Below are 14842 nucleotides of genomic sequence, written 5' to 3'. Positions count from 1 at the left end.
TAGGTCATAGCCAATTGTAATCCGAAGTAGCTCAACGGCGGAGCACCCGGCTGTTAACCGGTAGGTTGTGGGTTCGAGTCCCACCTTCGGAGCCAGTGGGGATCCATAGCTCAGCTGGGAGAGCATCTGCCTTACAAGCAGGGGGTCACAGGTTCGAGCCCTGTTGGGTCCACCAAATAAATGGTCCGGTAGTTCAGTTGGTTAGAATGCCAGCCTGTCACGCTGGAGGTCGTGGGTTCGAGCCCCATCCGGATCGCCAAGAAATATTTTTAAATAAAAGTATGAGAAAATAGTTAAACGCAATATGCTGGCGTGGCTCAATTGGCAGAGCAGCTGACTTGTAATCAGCAGGTTGTAGGTTCGATTCCTATCGCCAGCTCCATTTAGATATAATTTGCGGATATGGCGGAATTGGCAGACGCACTAGACTTAGGATCTAGCGGGCAACCGTGGGGGTTCGACTCCCTCTATCCGCACCATTTCAAGGCTTATATAAAATAAATTTTAAAAAAATATAAAAAAATACTTGTTTTTTGAATTTATTTGATATATAATTTATAACTGAATAATGTGTTTTATTGATATGCGGAAGTGGCTCAGTGGTAGAGCATCGCCTTGCCAAGGCGAGGGTCGCGGGTTCGAATCCCGTCTTCCGCTCCAATATTGGGGATTAGCCAAGTGGCAAGGCACTAGACTTTGACTCTAGCATTCACAGGTTCGAGCCCTGTATCCCCAGCCATTTTATGCTAAGATAAGGTTATATTAATAATTTTATACCATATATTTAGTAAAAATATTATTTTTGTGACTCATTAGCTCAGTTGGTAGAGCACTTGACTCTTAATCAAGGTGTCCTGGGTTCGAGCCCCAGATGGGTCACCATTTTATTTGCTTGAGTGCTATTATTTAAAACTATATATTATTTGACTCATTAGCTCAGTCGGCAGAGCACTTGACTTTTAATCAAGGTGTCCCGGGTTCGAATCCCGGATGGGTCACCATTTTTTTATTTATTATTTGGAGGGGTGTCCGAGCGGTTTAAGGAGCTGGTCTTGAAAATCAGTGACTCCGAAAGGGGCCGTGGGTTCGAATCCCACCCCCTCCGCCATATAATATATTATGCCCAGATAGCTCAGTCGGTAGAGCAGAGGACTGAAAATCCTCGTGTCGATGGTTCGATTCCGTCTCTGGGCACCACATTAATGAGGGCCTTTAGCTCAGTTGGTTAGAGCGTCCGGCTCATAACCGGCAGGTCCGGGGTTCGAGTCCCTGAAGGCCCACCATTTTTGTTATTCTTCAGCGATACTGTTCAAGGATTTAGTTTATATTTTACAATAATATTAAATTTAAAAATATATTGTATTTTTTTAAGATAATGTATATAATTTAATATAGATACTGTGGTGGGTATAGCTCAGTTTGGTTAGAGCGCCAGATTGTGGCTCTGGAGGTCATGGGTTCGAATCCCACTATCCACCCCATTGAGACGACGTAGCCAAGTGGTAAGGCGTGGGACTGCAACTCCCTGATCATCAGTTCAAATCTGATCGTCGTCTCCATTTTTATAGTTTTTTACAATATTGATTTTTTAAAGAAACTTATTGGATAATTTACTTATATGAAATTGATAAAATTGTTTTAGTGATTATAGTTTAATCTTTATAAATCTTTGTATATAAATAATAGCTGTACCCATGGCTCAGCTGGATAGAGCGTATGGCTACGGACCATAAGATCGGGGGTTCGAATCCCTCTGGGTACACCAAATAGTAAAGAGATGTTAAAATGCAACATCTCTTTTTTGTTGTGATTATATTTATTTAGTAGTTACACTATTATCTATTTAAAATAATACCTACTACTATAAGATGTGTTTGATTAATGGATTATTAGTGTCAGCGTAGATAAAATACTCCTAATAAAATACATTTAATATTATACATCATTTTAATTAGGCATTAGTATAAAAGTGTGCTGTTATTATATGATTCAAAATTTTATATCTTTATAAAAAGAAAATTATATAAAGTTTAGTTATTTTATAAATTTTAATATTGTTTAGTATAATAATTATTAAAATAATTAGGTTTTATGTATTATTTTTAATATTTTATATATAAAGATATTGATTTTTTTTACATATTAGTATAAACTTACAAGTAAATTTTTTTGTTTTTATGAATTGTGTATTTCCTATGCTGGATAAGGATTGTGTTTTATGTAATTTTGAAAAGTTTATTAAAGATATTTTTGTGACATTATAGGAGGATTAATAATGGTCTTTGAAAAAATTAGAAAAATAATATCAACTCATACTGGTTTGGATAAAAATAATATAAACTTAGATTCAAACATAGTTGATGATCTTGAGCTTGATTCTATTGAAATCTTTGATATATTGTCTGAGATAGAAGGAGAATTTTCTATAGAGATAGATGAAGATTCGTATGAGAGCTTTAAAACAATCAAAGATGTTGTTGAATATATTGAAAATGCGGTATAGAAAGACTGATTCTATAATCTATAATATCAATTTATGCAAAATGAAAAAGGCCTTTACACAAAATTATGTGAAAGGCTTTTTTTAATACGAAATACTAATTAAAAGTTAATATTTGTTTGATTGATAAAATTTATATTTTAAATATATTTAATTTGTTTAGTTAATAAATTCTTAAAAATAGAAATATCCATTATTCTATTAAATTTTAGTATGGATATATACTTAAAAAGTTATGTTTTTTCAAAATAATACATTTTATGAGGTTCAGAGATTTTATAAGTTGTATAATATCTTTACCTTAAGTACATTGATATTATATGTCATTTTTTATATTATGCTTTTACTAATTTTATAAAATCTTCTTCAAATGTGGATAGATTGACTTCTTGTTGCTCTGATGTTTTCATATTTTTTAGCATTGCTTTTCCGCTTGCTATTTCGTTATCTCCAAGCATAAGTGTATAATTCGCATTTTTATCGTCTGCGTATTTCATCTGTGCTTTTAATGATTTGCCTACATGGTCTTTATCACAAACTATACCTTTTTGTCTTAGATTGTTTACTATCTCAAATGATTTAAAATCTGCATCTTCTCCAAGTGTTGCTATATATAAGTCATATTTTGTCTCAAATGTCGGCATTTTACCTAATTCATCAAGCATCATTATAAGTCTTTCACGACCTAAACCAAATCCTATTCCTGTTACATCAGGACCACCAAGCTCTGCTACAAGTCCGTCATATCTTCCGCCACCACAAACTGTCGCCTGTGAGCCTATATCTTTTGATATAAACTCAAATGCTGTCTTTGTATAGTAATCCAATCCTCTAACTATATAAGGGTTTACTCTATATTTTACATTTGCTATGTCTAATAATTTTTTTAATTTTTCAAAGTGTTTTTTTTCATCTTCGTATAAATTGTCTATCATAAGTGGTGCATTTTTTGTTATTTGCTGACAATTATGTTCTTTACAATCTATTATTCTCATAGGATTTTTTTCAAATCTGTCTTTGCAAGTTTCGCATAGATTATCAAAATTAGGTCTTAAAAATTCTCTTAATTTTTCGTTGTATGCTTTTCGGCTTTCAAAACTACCTACTGAATTTATTTCAAGTTCAATTTTATCTACGATGCCTAATTTTTCAAAAAATCTGTATGCCAATATTATTACTTCTGCATCTACTGTTGCAGAATCTGAACCGAATACCTCGATTCCAAATTGGTGAAATTCTTTGAATCTTCCCTTTTGGTTTCTCTCATTTCTAAAGCAAGGTATGTGATAAAATAATTTTAGCGGCGGTTTTTTATTGTTAAGGCTGTATTGATTATATAGTCTTACTATTGAGGCTGTACCTTCTGGTTTTAGGGTTATGCTTTCTTCTTCGCCTCCGTCTTGTCTTGGAATGAATGTAAACATCTCTTTGTTTACTATATCTGTTGTTTCGCCTATACCTCTCTTGAATAGTCTTGTGTATTCAAATGTAGGCGTATCGTATTGGTGATAATCGTGAACTTCGCATACCTCTTTAAAAATTCGTGTAACGTAGTCCACTTTTGCCAAGTCTTCTGGGAAAAAATCTTGTGTTCCTGTAACTCTTTGTATACTGTTCATCAAATATCTTCCTTTCTTTTTATAATTTCTTTTATATTATTGTTATATAATATCACATCTTTGTAATTTGGTATACGCCTTAATAAGTTTGTATTTTTGTTAAGTATCTTGCTCGCCGAACCTACTCCAAATCCTATTATGCTTTGTAATTCGTCCATCATTGCAACATTGTACAGGCTATATTTATTTTCTTTACAAAAACCTATATTTTCACCATTTTCGAGCATATTTTTCTGTCTGTAAAGATAATATGGCATATAGTTTTTACCATTCAACTTATCTGTAAGTTTTTGCATATAGTCTGATATTTCGATATTGGTAGCTTTTATATTTTTAGTGTTTATATCCGATGCTCTTTTTATAGCCAAGCAGTGAACGGTTATGCTATCGGGATCTAATTTTATAATTTCGTCTACGCTTTTATCCATATCGCTTATATTTTCATCGGCCAAGCCTAATATCAAATCCATATTTATGTTGTCAAAACCTAATTCTCTTGCAATTTCGTATGTATTTTTAACATCTTCTACGTTGTGTTTTCTACCTATTTTTATGAGAGTGTCATCATTCATAGTCTGTGGATTTATTGATATTCTACTGACTTTATTAGATTTTAGAATTTTCAGTTTTTCTCTTGTGAGAGTATCCACTCGTCCTGCCTCAAAAGTAAATTCTTTAATTTTATTTAAGTCAAAATTGTAGTTTATTATGTCAAAAAATATTTTCAGCTCAGTTTCATCTAATGATGAGGGTGTTCCTCCACCTACATATATACTGCTTATATTTTTGTCTTTAAAATATGGTAATTTTAAAGTTTCTCTAATTTCTATTTCTAAATTTTTAAGATAGTCTTTTATATATTTTTTGCCTGAGTTTATATCTATACTGAAAAACGAGCAATAGTTACATCTGCTTGGGCAAAAGGGAATTGATATGTATATACTTATATCATCGGACAGTATGTCTATTATTTCTTCTTGTACATCTGATATTCCTTTGATGAGTTTAATTTTTGAATCAGACAGCAAATAATTATTTTTAAGTATATCATATATTTGTATATCTGTTTTATTTTCTTTTTTCAGGTCATTTACTATTTTTACTGGACGTATTCCTGTTAATATCCCCCATTTTCCTGTTACGTCTGTATAATTATTTTTTATTATGAGATATAACAATTTTTTGTAGATAAGTTTTTCTTTAAAGTTGATGTCAGATTTTAAAGTAGATATTTCTATCTCCTTTTGTGACAGTGTGGCTGTGATTTCATCATCTTTTTTCTTTAATGATATAATCTCAGTTTCATTGTCAGCATCTATTTCATTTTTCAGATATATTTTTTTTCTCCTTGCAAAGAGCATATTAGCAAGCTCTTTCAGTTCTATATCATATTTTTCGTTGTCACTTATTATAAGCATAACTATTGCAGTCCTCTTGTAAATGGGTTATGTCTTTTTTCATATCCTATTGTTGAGCTTTCTCCATGGCCTGGCAATACAAGTAGATTTTCGTCAAATTTCATCAATTTTGAAAGCGACTTTTCCATATCTTCATATGAACCTGAGGGTAAATCCGTTCTTCCTATTGAGCCTGCAAATAGAGTATCTCCTGTAAAAAGAAAATTTTCAACTTTTATGCACATAGAACCTATTGTGTGTCCAGGTGTTATTATAAATTCCAATTCATGATTACCAATTTTCATAGTATCTTGGTCATTTACATATTTGTCTGCATCAAAGCTTGTGTGTTTCATTCCAAATCTTGTTGTAAGATTATACATAGGATTTTTTAACACTTTTTTCTCCGGCATAGATGCTATCAAAGTAATATCTTTATATTTATCAAGTAATTCTTGCAATACGCCTATATGATCTGCATGGGCGTGAGTGAGTATTATGTATTTCGGTATCAAATTTTTCTTTGATATAAATGATATTATCTTTTCAAAATCACCTCCGGGATCTATTATAGAACATTCGTTTGTAACATCATCATATAATATATAACAGTTTTCGCCAAAAGGCATCGTTTCTATTGTGTAGTAGTTCATTTTTTCTCCTCGTTTTTAATTTTAATTTATAGATTTTTATATCTCTCTTATTTGTCACTCTACATAATAAGTACGCTCTTTCGTCTTTCGCTTGTCAGATACGCTATTTAAATCCTAAATTAAAGTTATAACTTTTTATATTTTATTATATACTGCTTGACTGTGATTATTTAATAAAAATTAAGAAAATAATATTTTTACATTATATATTATTTTTTGTATTGTTCCAAAAAAATGATTTTTGTTATTATATCATATATTAAGGTTTTTGTATCATTATTTTTTAACTTACACATATATTTATTGACTAAAATAAAATTTCTGATTTAATATTTAATAGTAAGATAAATTTTATTATAATAAGTAATTTGACTTGATATATATAAATCGCATAAATGCATTGAGGAGATATTTATGAAACCTATATTACTTGAAATAGAAGGCTTTAACAGTTTTGAAAAAAAACAGGAGATAGATTTTGAAAAGCTCACATCACAAAGACTCTTTGGAATATTCGGCAGAACAGGAAGCGGAAAGACAAGCATATTAGATGCAATAATTTATGCCCTTTATGCCAAAATACCGAGAGGAGCAGACAATATTGTAAACTCTGAATGTAAAAAAGCGAGCATACGATATGTATTTTCAATAAAAGGCTCTAATGCAGGCACATATGAAATACAACGAAGTGTGTCAAAAAGTAAGACAGATGACGAAACTATACTTGCAAAAGCTGATTCATCAAAAAAATCAAAGCTCATAAAAATGTTGCAAGATTCACAAGAAGTTTTGGCAGACAGCAAAAAAGAAGTGGATAAAAAAATTGTAGATATAATAGGGCTGGATTATGACGATTTTATTAAGACAGTAGTCTTACCACAAGGAGAATTCAGTAGTTTTTTAAAGGAAAAAAACAAAGACAGAAAAGATATGCTCGAAAGATTATTCTCTCTTAAAAAATATGGCAATGAACTCAGCGATAAAATTAAAAATTACAAAGTAAAATATGACGACAGAAAAAAAGACTACGACAAAGAATTGTCTATGTATGAAAATATTGATGAGCAGAGCATACAAAAATTGGAGAAAGAATTTGAAAATGCAAAGCAAGAAATAGACAAATTAGAAAAAATACAAGGTGATATGCAAATATTGCAAAATGAAATGAAACAATTAGAAAGCTTGAAGTTTGCATATGAAGAAACAGAAAAAAAACTTTTACAAATAAAATCATGGGGACGTAAAATAGAAGATATGAGAGAAAAATGTAAAAATCTCTCCAAGTTGTCACAAATTCAAGACACTATTAAAACTTACAAAGAATTGTCACAAGATCTTCCGCAAATAAAAGAAGTTTCAGGCAAATTGAACTCTCAATTAAAATCCTTAGAAGAAATAAAATCTGTATTATTAGACGAAAAAAATAAGACAGATTTGAAACTTCAAGAATTACCACAAATAAAACAACACATCCAAGAATTGCAATCAGCTATAACAGTAAAAGAAAATATAAAAAAATTAGAGCAGGAAAAAATTTCTTTAGAAGAAAAAATAAACCTGCTACAAAAAAATAAAATTGAAATACAGACAAGCTTAACAAATGACAACGATAAATTAGAAAATATAAATATTCTAATAAAAAAAGATGAACAACAAATAAATCAAAACACTTTTTCCTCATCATACAAAGAGCAAATAAGAAAAGCTGTAACTCATATTGAAAATATAGATAATATAAATGATGAATTAAAAACATTAGAGCAGGAGACATTAAACAGCAACGAAATATTATCAGAAAAGCAAAAACTCATAGCATCAGAAAAAACTGAAATAGAAAATCTGGAAAAAAAATTGCAAAAATTTAGTATAACAGATGAAGAAAATATATATACGATAGAAACATATCAAGAAAATGAAAACAATCAAAAATTATTAGAGACTGCAAAAGCCAAGATAGATATAAACAACAGGCAAATATTGAAAAATAGCGAGCAAGTCTTAGAAAATCAAGAAAGATTACAAGAATTAAGCAAAGACTTACAAACAAAAATAGAAAAATCAGAAAATTTAAAACATCAAATAGAAAAAATCAAAAAAAATGACATCATAAAAACACTTAAAAATTCTCTAAAAGATGGCGAAGAATGTCCGGTTTGTCATGGGATTTATCATATCCACAAAGATGATATCTATGATATGGAGTTTGACGAAATAGATAAAGATGACGCATTAAACGATATTTTAGAACAAATTTCAAGTCTTAATTCACGAATTGCAGTAATAACAAGCGAAATAGAAAAAGCTGAAAATCAGTCAAAAAATCTGCAAGTTGAAATAGATGAAGAATATACGAAATTTCAAAATAAAGATATAGATGAAGAGATAAAAAAATGCGAAGAATACAAAATCGCATACAAAAAATATACTCAAAATGTAGAAGAACAATCAAAAATAATAAAGGATACCCAGCAAAATTTATCAGAGCTAAAAATAAGTATAAGCATAAACGAAACAGAATTAAAAAACATAAATGAAAGCATAAAACAAAAGCAAGAACAAATTTCAAAAAAAACCGGAGTTTTAAAACAAAATATCGAAGAATTGAAGAATTTATCCAATCAAACTCAAACAGAAAAATCGGATTTTAAACAAAGATTAAAGCAAATACTATCAGGAGAGCAATTAATAGAACAGTTAAATCAAAATTTACAAAAAAACAAACAACTGTATTCGAACATACAAGACAAAATAAAAATATCAACAAAAAATTTAGAAAATATAAACAAACAAATAATAGATATACAGTTTATACAAGAAAAAAATAATTCAGCATTCAATATAGAACTTACGAAAATATCAGATAAATCAATTTATAAATTAGAAAATATAGAAGATATTATTGATGAAAAGAAAAAATATATTACAAATATAGAAAATACAGCAAAAAAAATAACAAGTGATATGGAAAGCACTCAAAAAAATCTTGACAAATTAAAATTTGAAAAAGCACGTATTGATAGTGAATTTGAAATAAAAACAAAATCTTTTGAAGAAAAAAAATTAATGCTTCAAAATTTTAAAAACAATGAAAACTTTGCAAGTATAGAAGAAATATTTACATTAAATGAAGAATATCCTAAATTAAAAGAAAAACAAGACAGTATCGATAACTATGATAAGCAATTAAGAGAAGCTGCTACCTCAAGAGAAGTTTCACACAATCAGTACACATCACAGCAAGAAAAAGTAAACATCCTTCAAAAAGATAAAAAATATGACGAAAAAGAGCATATGAGTATAAAACAAGAGCTTGACTTGTCTAAGAAAAATTATGGATATTTGGAAAATCAAATCAAAAACGATAAAATTATATTTGAAAAAAAGAAAAACACATTTGCAAAAAAATTGGAAAATGATAAGATTTTAGCTGAAATTACAGAAATAGAAAAATTATTTAAAGGCAAGACGTTTGTACAATTTTTAGCCAAATATCAACTCAATTATGTCTGCAAAAAAGCATCAGAAATATTGATAAACATAAGCTGCGGAAGATTTGAGCTTTCCATAGATGATGAAGGCGAATTTATAATATCGGATTTTCAAAATGGCGGTATAAGGAGAATCCCTGCCACATTATCAGGCGGAGAAACATTTTTGGTATCACTGTCGCTTGCCCTTGCGCTATCATCACAAATACAGCTTAAAGGAAATGCTCCTCTTGAATTTTTCTTTATGGACGAAGGTTTCGGTACATTAGATAATGAAACGTTGGATGTTGCACTTGATTGTCTAAAAAAATTAAAGAGCGAAAACAATCTGTCAATAGGTATAATAAGCCACATTGATAAGATAAAAGAATTTGTGCCTATAAAACTGGAAATTAATCAAACAGAATATTCTGCTTCAAGTACAGCTAAAATAGTGGTAGGATAAACTTTGTAATAAAAATGTATACAAAACTTCATATTTTAAAATCAAATTTTGATGTATAATTAAATATTATATTTCAAAATATAAATTACAAGTATTGACTTATGCTTGAATAAAATTTGTTCTATAAAACCTGTAGAATAAAGTGGATAAATAGAACTTGATAGCAGTTTTACAAACAAAAGTTATTTGGAGATTCTAGTGGCATAAATATGCAGCTTTAAGACAAATTTAGATAAATTAAAGTTTCTTTTTTATAAGTTATTGATTTACAAAAAGATTTTTGTATGAAAGGACACATTATAAATGAAAAAATTATATATTTTCACACTATCAATTATATTAACATTTATATTTTCTTTAAACTCATTTGCCGCCCCTGAAACCGTATCTGTAATTGTAAACGGAAACGCACTTACAACAGATACTCCGGCAGTTATAAGAAACAGTAGGACTATGGTGCCTTTTAGAGCTTTGTTTGAAGCGTTAGGTGCAAATCAAATATTTTGGGATGAACCGACTCAAACTGTTATGGGAAGTGACGGTGTAACTACCATAAAATTGGTAATAGGCTCTTATGATATAGATGTCAACGGAAATACTATAACTATGGACACTCCGCCTATGATAATAAATTCAAGAACAATGATACCATTATCTGCAGTATCTTCAAGCTTGGGAGCAACAGTTGAATGGAATCCTGTAGGATATATAGCTACAGTAACAAAAGGTGGTGTTGTACCTAATGTACCTAATAATATTTCTCAGATACAGCCATCACAAGACACACAAATTTCAAATCCTACACAAAGCAATGATGCTGTACTTACTCCAATGAATTATGGACCTATAACAGGATATTATGCAATAGAAGATTTAAAAAGAAATAAATATGTGCTTAATTTAGGTGAAAACGGAAAAGCAGAATTGATAGATATAAATTCTAAAAATTCTGTTCAAGGAACTTATTCTTATAATAATTCTACACTTTCTTTAAAAGTAAGTAATTTTAATTCTACTTATACAAGGGAAGATGCTTCTTATAACAAAAATAATTTAATACTGATGAAAGATAATACAAATACTACATCAGGAAGCACATTTGTGATGATGAAAATTTCACAAGATGAATACAATAAGTATGTAAAATAATTAAAAATTTGTACTTGAATATAAAATGTAATTATATTATAATATACAAATGATATTTTTTATATCATATTTATCAATCAGTCTTTAAGATTTGCTGTGATAGACGGGAAGTTAGCGGTGTCCTATAACCTGCAATCCGCTTTAGCAGGGTTTAATTCCCAATTTGAGTATATTTCTTGTAAGGCAGGCTGATATGAGAGATGTTGAGAATATGGTCTTGTGCAATACAGATTTATGAACCCCGTCAGGTCAGGAATGAAGCAGCGGTAAGTAAACACCTGTATGTGATACAAGGGTGCTGTATTTGAGTTTTTTATGTCAGAACCGCTTGTGAGCAATATACGATTTTGGGTTCACAGCTTAATTTTATTTAATTAAGATTAGACAAACTCTATCTTAATTGCTTATAAAGAGTTTACGATAGAGTAATCTCTTTTTTTATATAAAAAATTCATAGCATAACAGTGCTGATTAATTTTATTAGGAGATATAATATAATGTCAATGGCACTTTATAGAAAATACAGACCAAATACATTTGATAATATAATAGGTCAAGATCAAGTAATAGATGTTTTGAAAAATCAAATTAAAGAAAACAAAATATCTCATGCCTATATATTCAGCGGTGTAAGAGGAACAGGTAAAACTTCAACTGCGAAAATATTTGCAAGGGCAATAAATTGTATAAATTATGATGAACAAAAAGGACCTTGCAATGAATGTGAAAGCTGTTTGAACAACTATGTGGATACAATAGAGATAGATGCAGCATCAAACAACAGCGTTGACAACATAAGACAATTGAAAGATACTATAATGTATCAGCCATCTTTTGGAAAATATAAGACATATATAATAGACGAAGTACATATGCTGTCAACAGGGGCTTTTAATGCATTGCTTAAAACTCTTGAAGAACCTCCATCACATATTGTATTTATACTTGCAACAACTGAAATAAATAAAATACCATCTACAATATTGTCAAGGTGTCAAAAATTTGAATTTAAAAAAGTTAATTCCTCAGATATAAAAAAACGTCTTGTAGATATACTTGAATGTGAAAATATTCCATATGAAGATAATGCTGTAGATTTTATATCCAATTCCTGTGATGGCGGGGTAAGAGATGCAATATCCATATTGGATCAAGTATCGTCTTATGGCAATATATCTATGGCTAATATAGACTTTGTGACAGGTAGAGCCTCTATTGAAGATATAGACAGTCTCATAGATAATATGTTCAAAAAAAATTCATTTGAATGTATAAAACTCATAAACGATTTAATAAGTAAATCCATAGACGTCAAAAAACTTCCATTTCAGATAATATCAAGACTTATAGATGCCTTATATATTCAAAATGAAGTTATAAGAGAAGATACTACAGCAGCAGAAAATCTAAAGCAAATAACGAACAAAGACATAGATATATCTAAGCTTATAACAAGTATAAGTGAATTGGAAAATGAGATGAAATATTCAAATGCACCGGATATACTGCTTCAAGCATTTGTAATAAAACAGTGCAGAGAGCAAATCACAGAATCAAATTTTGACATATCAAATTTAGTTCAAAAAATAGAAATGCTCGAAAATACGATAAATGAACTTAAAACCAATAGAGGTATTATTCAAAATAAAACAGATTTTGACAGTGATGTTCCTGTTGAAAACTCTAAAGAAATTATAAAGCCTAAATTAGATAATATAAAACCGAGCAAGCAAATAAGCACAGAGGAACAAGAACAAATAGATTTTGTAAATTCATTAATGCCAGATATAAACTCATTGCTTAAAGAAAATAAATTTGCTCATATAATTGCCTTACTGCATGAAGGTACTATCAGACGATATGTAAATGAATGTATATATATATCATATCCTGAAACACACGGTTTTCACAAAAATGCTATCGAAAGAAGCGATAATCTTAGTATAATACAAAGAGCATTCTCTAAAATATTAAAAAAAGATTTGACAATATTTATAGTATTTGACGATGAAGTCATTGAAATAGAAGAAAAAAAAGATGAAATGATAGAAAAAATAGAAAATTTATTTGGAAATCAAATCAATATAGAAGTTATAAACGATTAGAAATATATTTGTATTTTTTCTATAATATATTATTTGTACTTGGTTTAATTATTAAAAAACTATTTATATTGCTTGAATTTCTAAACCATAGATGATTGATTGTTTAGATTTCAGTTTTATTTTGTTAAATAAAACGCTCATTTATAAGTTCAAAATATAATTTTTTATTTAAGGGCTACACTTATATTGTAAATATAATATTTAATGCTATTTTTTGATAAAACTATGTATGGCTTGTATAATGATGTAAGATTAATATAAATAGTTTATCGGAAAAATTAATTATTATATTTTTCCATTATTATATAAGATTTTGGTATAAATCGGATAACATGGCAAATTAAGTTAAAAATAAATATATAAATTCTAATAATTTTTAAGATATTGTGATATAATTATTTAGCAATGTTATAAGAAATTTAATTTGCTATAATATAAAATAAATTATTAAGGAGTATAAAAAAATGGCTAAAAGAGGTGGATTTCCAGGCATGATGCCGGGAAATATGAACAATATGATGAAACAAGTTCAAAAAATGCAAAAAGATATGCAACAAATGCAAGAAGAGCTTGGAAACAAAGAATTAGAAACAACTGTAGGCGGTGGTGCCGTAACAGTAAAAGTTAATGGAAAAAAAGAATTGCTGTCAATAAAAATTAAAGAAGAAGTTGTTGATAAAGATGATATAGAAATGTTGGAAGACCTTATATTAACTGCTGTCAATCAAGCACTTACAAAAGCGGATGATATGATGTCATCAGGATTATCAAGTGTAACTGGCGGTTTAGGAATACCGGGATTATTTTAGGTGATTTAATTGAATAATTTTTCAAAACCGATAGATACACTTATAAAACACCTATCTCAATTACCGGGTATAGGTGCAAAAACTGCACAAAGGTTAGCTTTTCACATAATAAATATGCCCACTGAAAATGTGAGTGATTTATCTAAGGCGATAATAGATGCTAAAAATCAAATACAGTTTTGCAATATATGTCAAAACATATCTGACAGCAATCCTTGTGGAATATGTGCATCAAAAGAAAGAACTGACAGTATAATATGTGTTGTAGAAACTCCAAGAGATGTTATGGCTATGGAAAAATCAAAAGAATTTACAGGTAAATATCATGTACTGCATGGTACAATCTCTCCATCCAATTCTATAACACCTGATATGCTTAAAATAAGAGAGCTGGTTGAAAGAATGGCAAGTGAAGATGTAGAGGAAGTCATATTGGCTACAAATCCTACAATTGACGGAGAAGCAACAGCTATGTATATCGCAAGACTACTAAAACCGTTCAATATAAAAATAACAAGAATAGCAAGAGGTCTGCCTATGGGTTCAGATATAGAATATGCCGATGAAATAACAATCACAAAAGCATTAGAAAATAGAGTTTCGATATTTTAAATATTTTTTCATTATCAGATTATGCTAATATATAATTATTTTTATTTACTGGATAACTGTATTAA

Annotated in this window: 9 protein-coding genes, 15 tRNA genes and 1 other RNA gene; 22 read left to right on the top strand and 3 right to left on the bottom strand. The window is 29.3% G+C overall.

Going from position 1 to position 14842, the window contains the following annotated elements; all coding sequences use genetic code 11:
* Positions 1 to 20: 20 nt before the first annotated feature.
* The 16 genes from HMPREF9630_RS10030 (at position 21) to HMPREF9630_RS09955 (ending at position 2503) form a co-directional block, all read left to right on the top strand.
* A tRNA-Asn gene (locus HMPREF9630_RS10030) sits at positions 21 to 95 on the top strand.
* A 4-nt stretch (positions 96 to 99) separates the two neighbouring features.
* Positions 100 to 175: transfer RNA gene (locus HMPREF9630_RS10025), tRNA-Val, on the top strand.
* Between the two features lie 7 nt (positions 176 to 182).
* Positions 183 to 259: transfer RNA gene (locus tag HMPREF9630_RS10020), tRNA-Asp, on the top strand.
* 47 nt (positions 260 to 306) lie between these two features.
* Positions 307 to 382 (top strand) — tRNA-Thr (locus tag HMPREF9630_RS10015).
* A 14-nt stretch (positions 383 to 396) separates the two neighbouring features.
* Positions 397 to 479, top strand: a tRNA-Leu gene (locus HMPREF9630_RS10010).
* Between the two features lie 106 nt (positions 480 to 585).
* A tRNA-Gly gene (locus HMPREF9630_RS10005) sits at positions 586 to 660 on the top strand.
* Between the two features lie 4 nt (positions 661 to 664).
* Positions 665 to 739, top strand: a tRNA-Gln gene (locus HMPREF9630_RS10000).
* A gap of 67 nt (positions 740 to 806) precedes the next feature.
* Positions 807 to 882 (top strand) — tRNA-Lys (locus HMPREF9630_RS09995).
* Positions 883 to 925: 43 nt separating this feature from the next.
* Positions 926 to 1001: transfer RNA gene (locus tag HMPREF9630_RS09990), tRNA-Lys, on the top strand.
* Positions 1002 to 1019: 18 nt separating this feature from the next.
* Positions 1020 to 1108, top strand: a tRNA-Ser gene (locus HMPREF9630_RS09985).
* 13 nt (positions 1109 to 1121) lie between these two features.
* Positions 1122 to 1197: transfer RNA gene (locus HMPREF9630_RS09980), tRNA-Phe, on the top strand.
* 9 nt (positions 1198 to 1206) lie between these two features.
* Positions 1207 to 1283: transfer RNA gene (locus HMPREF9630_RS09975), tRNA-Ile, on the top strand.
* A gap of 120 nt (positions 1284 to 1403) precedes the next feature.
* Positions 1404 to 1481: transfer RNA gene (locus HMPREF9630_RS09970), tRNA-His, on the top strand.
* Between the two features lie 4 nt (positions 1482 to 1485).
* A tRNA-Cys gene (locus HMPREF9630_RS09965) sits at positions 1486 to 1559 on the top strand.
* A gap of 129 nt (positions 1560 to 1688) precedes the next feature.
* A tRNA-Arg gene (locus HMPREF9630_RS09960) sits at positions 1689 to 1765 on the top strand.
* A 510-nt stretch (positions 1766 to 2275) separates the two neighbouring features.
* A complete protein-coding gene (locus tag HMPREF9630_RS09955; RefSeq protein ID WP_009528326.1) occupies positions 2276 to 2503 on the top strand; it encodes an acyl carrier protein in 228 nt (75 codons plus the stop codon).
* A gap of 332 nt (positions 2504 to 2835) precedes the next feature.
* Here the strand turns inward: HMPREF9630_RS09955 and hisS are convergent, their stop codons facing one another.
* The 3 genes from hisS to HMPREF9630_RS09940 are packed head-to-tail and all read right to left on the bottom strand — an operon-like array spanning position 2836 to position 6169.
* On the bottom strand, positions 2836 to 4119 hold the full coding sequence (hisS, locus tag HMPREF9630_RS09950) for a histidine--tRNA ligase (protein WP_009528325.1): 1284 nt from the start codon (positions 4117 to 4119) through the stop codon (positions 2836 to 2838).
* Complete coding sequence (gene hemZ, locus HMPREF9630_RS09945) at positions 4119 to 5537, bottom strand: coproporphyrinogen dehydrogenase HemZ (RefSeq protein ID WP_009528333.1); 1419 nt, start codon at positions 5535 to 5537, stop codon at positions 4119 to 4121. Before hemZ ends, hisS begins: the two co-directional genes overlap by 1 nt.
* A gap of 2 nt (positions 5538 to 5539) precedes the next feature.
* Positions 5540 to 6169, bottom strand: coding sequence for an MBL fold metallo-hydrolase (locus tag HMPREF9630_RS09940; protein WP_009528324.1), 630 nt, complete (start codon positions 6167 to 6169; stop codon positions 5540 to 5542).
* 414 nt (positions 6170 to 6583) lie between these two features.
* Here HMPREF9630_RS09940 and HMPREF9630_RS09935 point away from each other — a divergent pair, with 414 nt between their 5' ends.
* The 6 genes from HMPREF9630_RS09935 (at position 6584) to recR (ending at position 14777) form a co-directional block, all read left to right on the top strand.
* Entirely contained in the window at positions 6584 to 10102 is a 3519-nt protein-coding gene (locus HMPREF9630_RS09935) for an SbcC/MukB-like Walker B domain-containing protein (protein ID WP_009528332.1), read from the top strand.
* Between the two features lie 303 nt (positions 10103 to 10405).
* Positions 10406 to 11251 carry a copper amine oxidase N-terminal domain-containing protein gene (locus tag HMPREF9630_RS09930; protein ID WP_009528323.1) on the top strand — a complete coding sequence of 282 codons (846 nt, stop codon included), beginning with the start codon at positions 10406 to 10408 and terminating at the stop codon, positions 11249 to 11251.
* Positions 11252 to 11345: 94 nt separating this feature from the next.
* Positions 11346 to 11610: signal recognition particle sRNA large type (ffs, locus tag HMPREF9630_RS10130), an RNA gene on the top strand.
* A gap of 138 nt (positions 11611 to 11748) precedes the next feature.
* Complete coding sequence (dnaX, locus tag HMPREF9630_RS09925) at positions 11749 to 13356, top strand: DNA polymerase III subunit gamma/tau (RefSeq protein WP_009528322.1); 1608 nt, start codon at positions 11749 to 11751, stop codon at positions 13354 to 13356.
* Positions 13357 to 13820: 464 nt separating this feature from the next.
* Positions 13821 to 14165 (top strand): YbaB/EbfC family nucleoid-associated protein, encoded by a 345-nt coding sequence (locus HMPREF9630_RS09920; RefSeq protein ID WP_009526298.1) that lies wholly within the window; start codon positions 13821 to 13823, stop codon positions 14163 to 14165.
* Between the two features lie 9 nt (positions 14166 to 14174).
* Entirely contained in the window at positions 14175 to 14777 is a 603-nt protein-coding gene (recR, locus tag HMPREF9630_RS09915) for a recombination mediator RecR (RefSeq protein WP_009528321.1), read from the top strand.
* The last annotated feature ends 65 nt before the right edge of the window (positions 14778 to 14842 follow it).

Source organism: Peptoanaerobacter stomatis (assembly GCF_000238095.2).
In the GTDB taxonomy this organism is placed as follows: Bacteria; Bacillota; Clostridia; order Peptostreptococcales; family Filifactoraceae; genus Peptoanaerobacter; species Peptoanaerobacter stomatis_A.
Note: the sequence above shows the minus strand (reverse complement) of the source record. Positions and strands in the feature narration are given on the sequence as shown.

Coding starts and splice junctions, on each gene's coding strand:
- HMPREF9630_RS09955 (WP_009528326.1), top strand. CDS start 2,276: ATGGTCTTTGAAAAAATTAGAAAAATAATATCAACTCATACTGGTTTG.
- hisS (WP_009528325.1), bottom strand. CDS start 4,119: ATGAACAGTATACAAAGAGTTACAGGAACACAAGATTTTTTCCCAGAA.
- hemZ (WP_009528333.1), bottom strand. CDS start 5,537: ATGCTTATAATAAGTGACAACGAAAAATATGATATAGAACTGAAAGAG.
- HMPREF9630_RS09940 (WP_009528324.1), bottom strand. CDS start 6,169: ATGAACTACTACACAATAGAAACGATGCCTTTTGGCGAAAACTGTTAT.
- HMPREF9630_RS09935 (WP_009528332.1), top strand. CDS start 6,584: ATGAAACCTATATTACTTGAAATAGAAGGCTTTAACAGTTTTGAAAAA.
- HMPREF9630_RS09930 (WP_009528323.1), top strand. CDS start 10,406: ATGAAAAAATTATATATTTTCACACTATCAATTATATTAACATTTATA.
- dnaX (WP_009528322.1), top strand. CDS start 11,749: ATGTCAATGGCACTTTATAGAAAATACAGACCAAATACATTTGATAAT.
- HMPREF9630_RS09920 (WP_009526298.1), top strand. CDS start 13,821: ATGGCTAAAAGAGGTGGATTTCCAGGCATGATGCCGGGAAATATGAAC.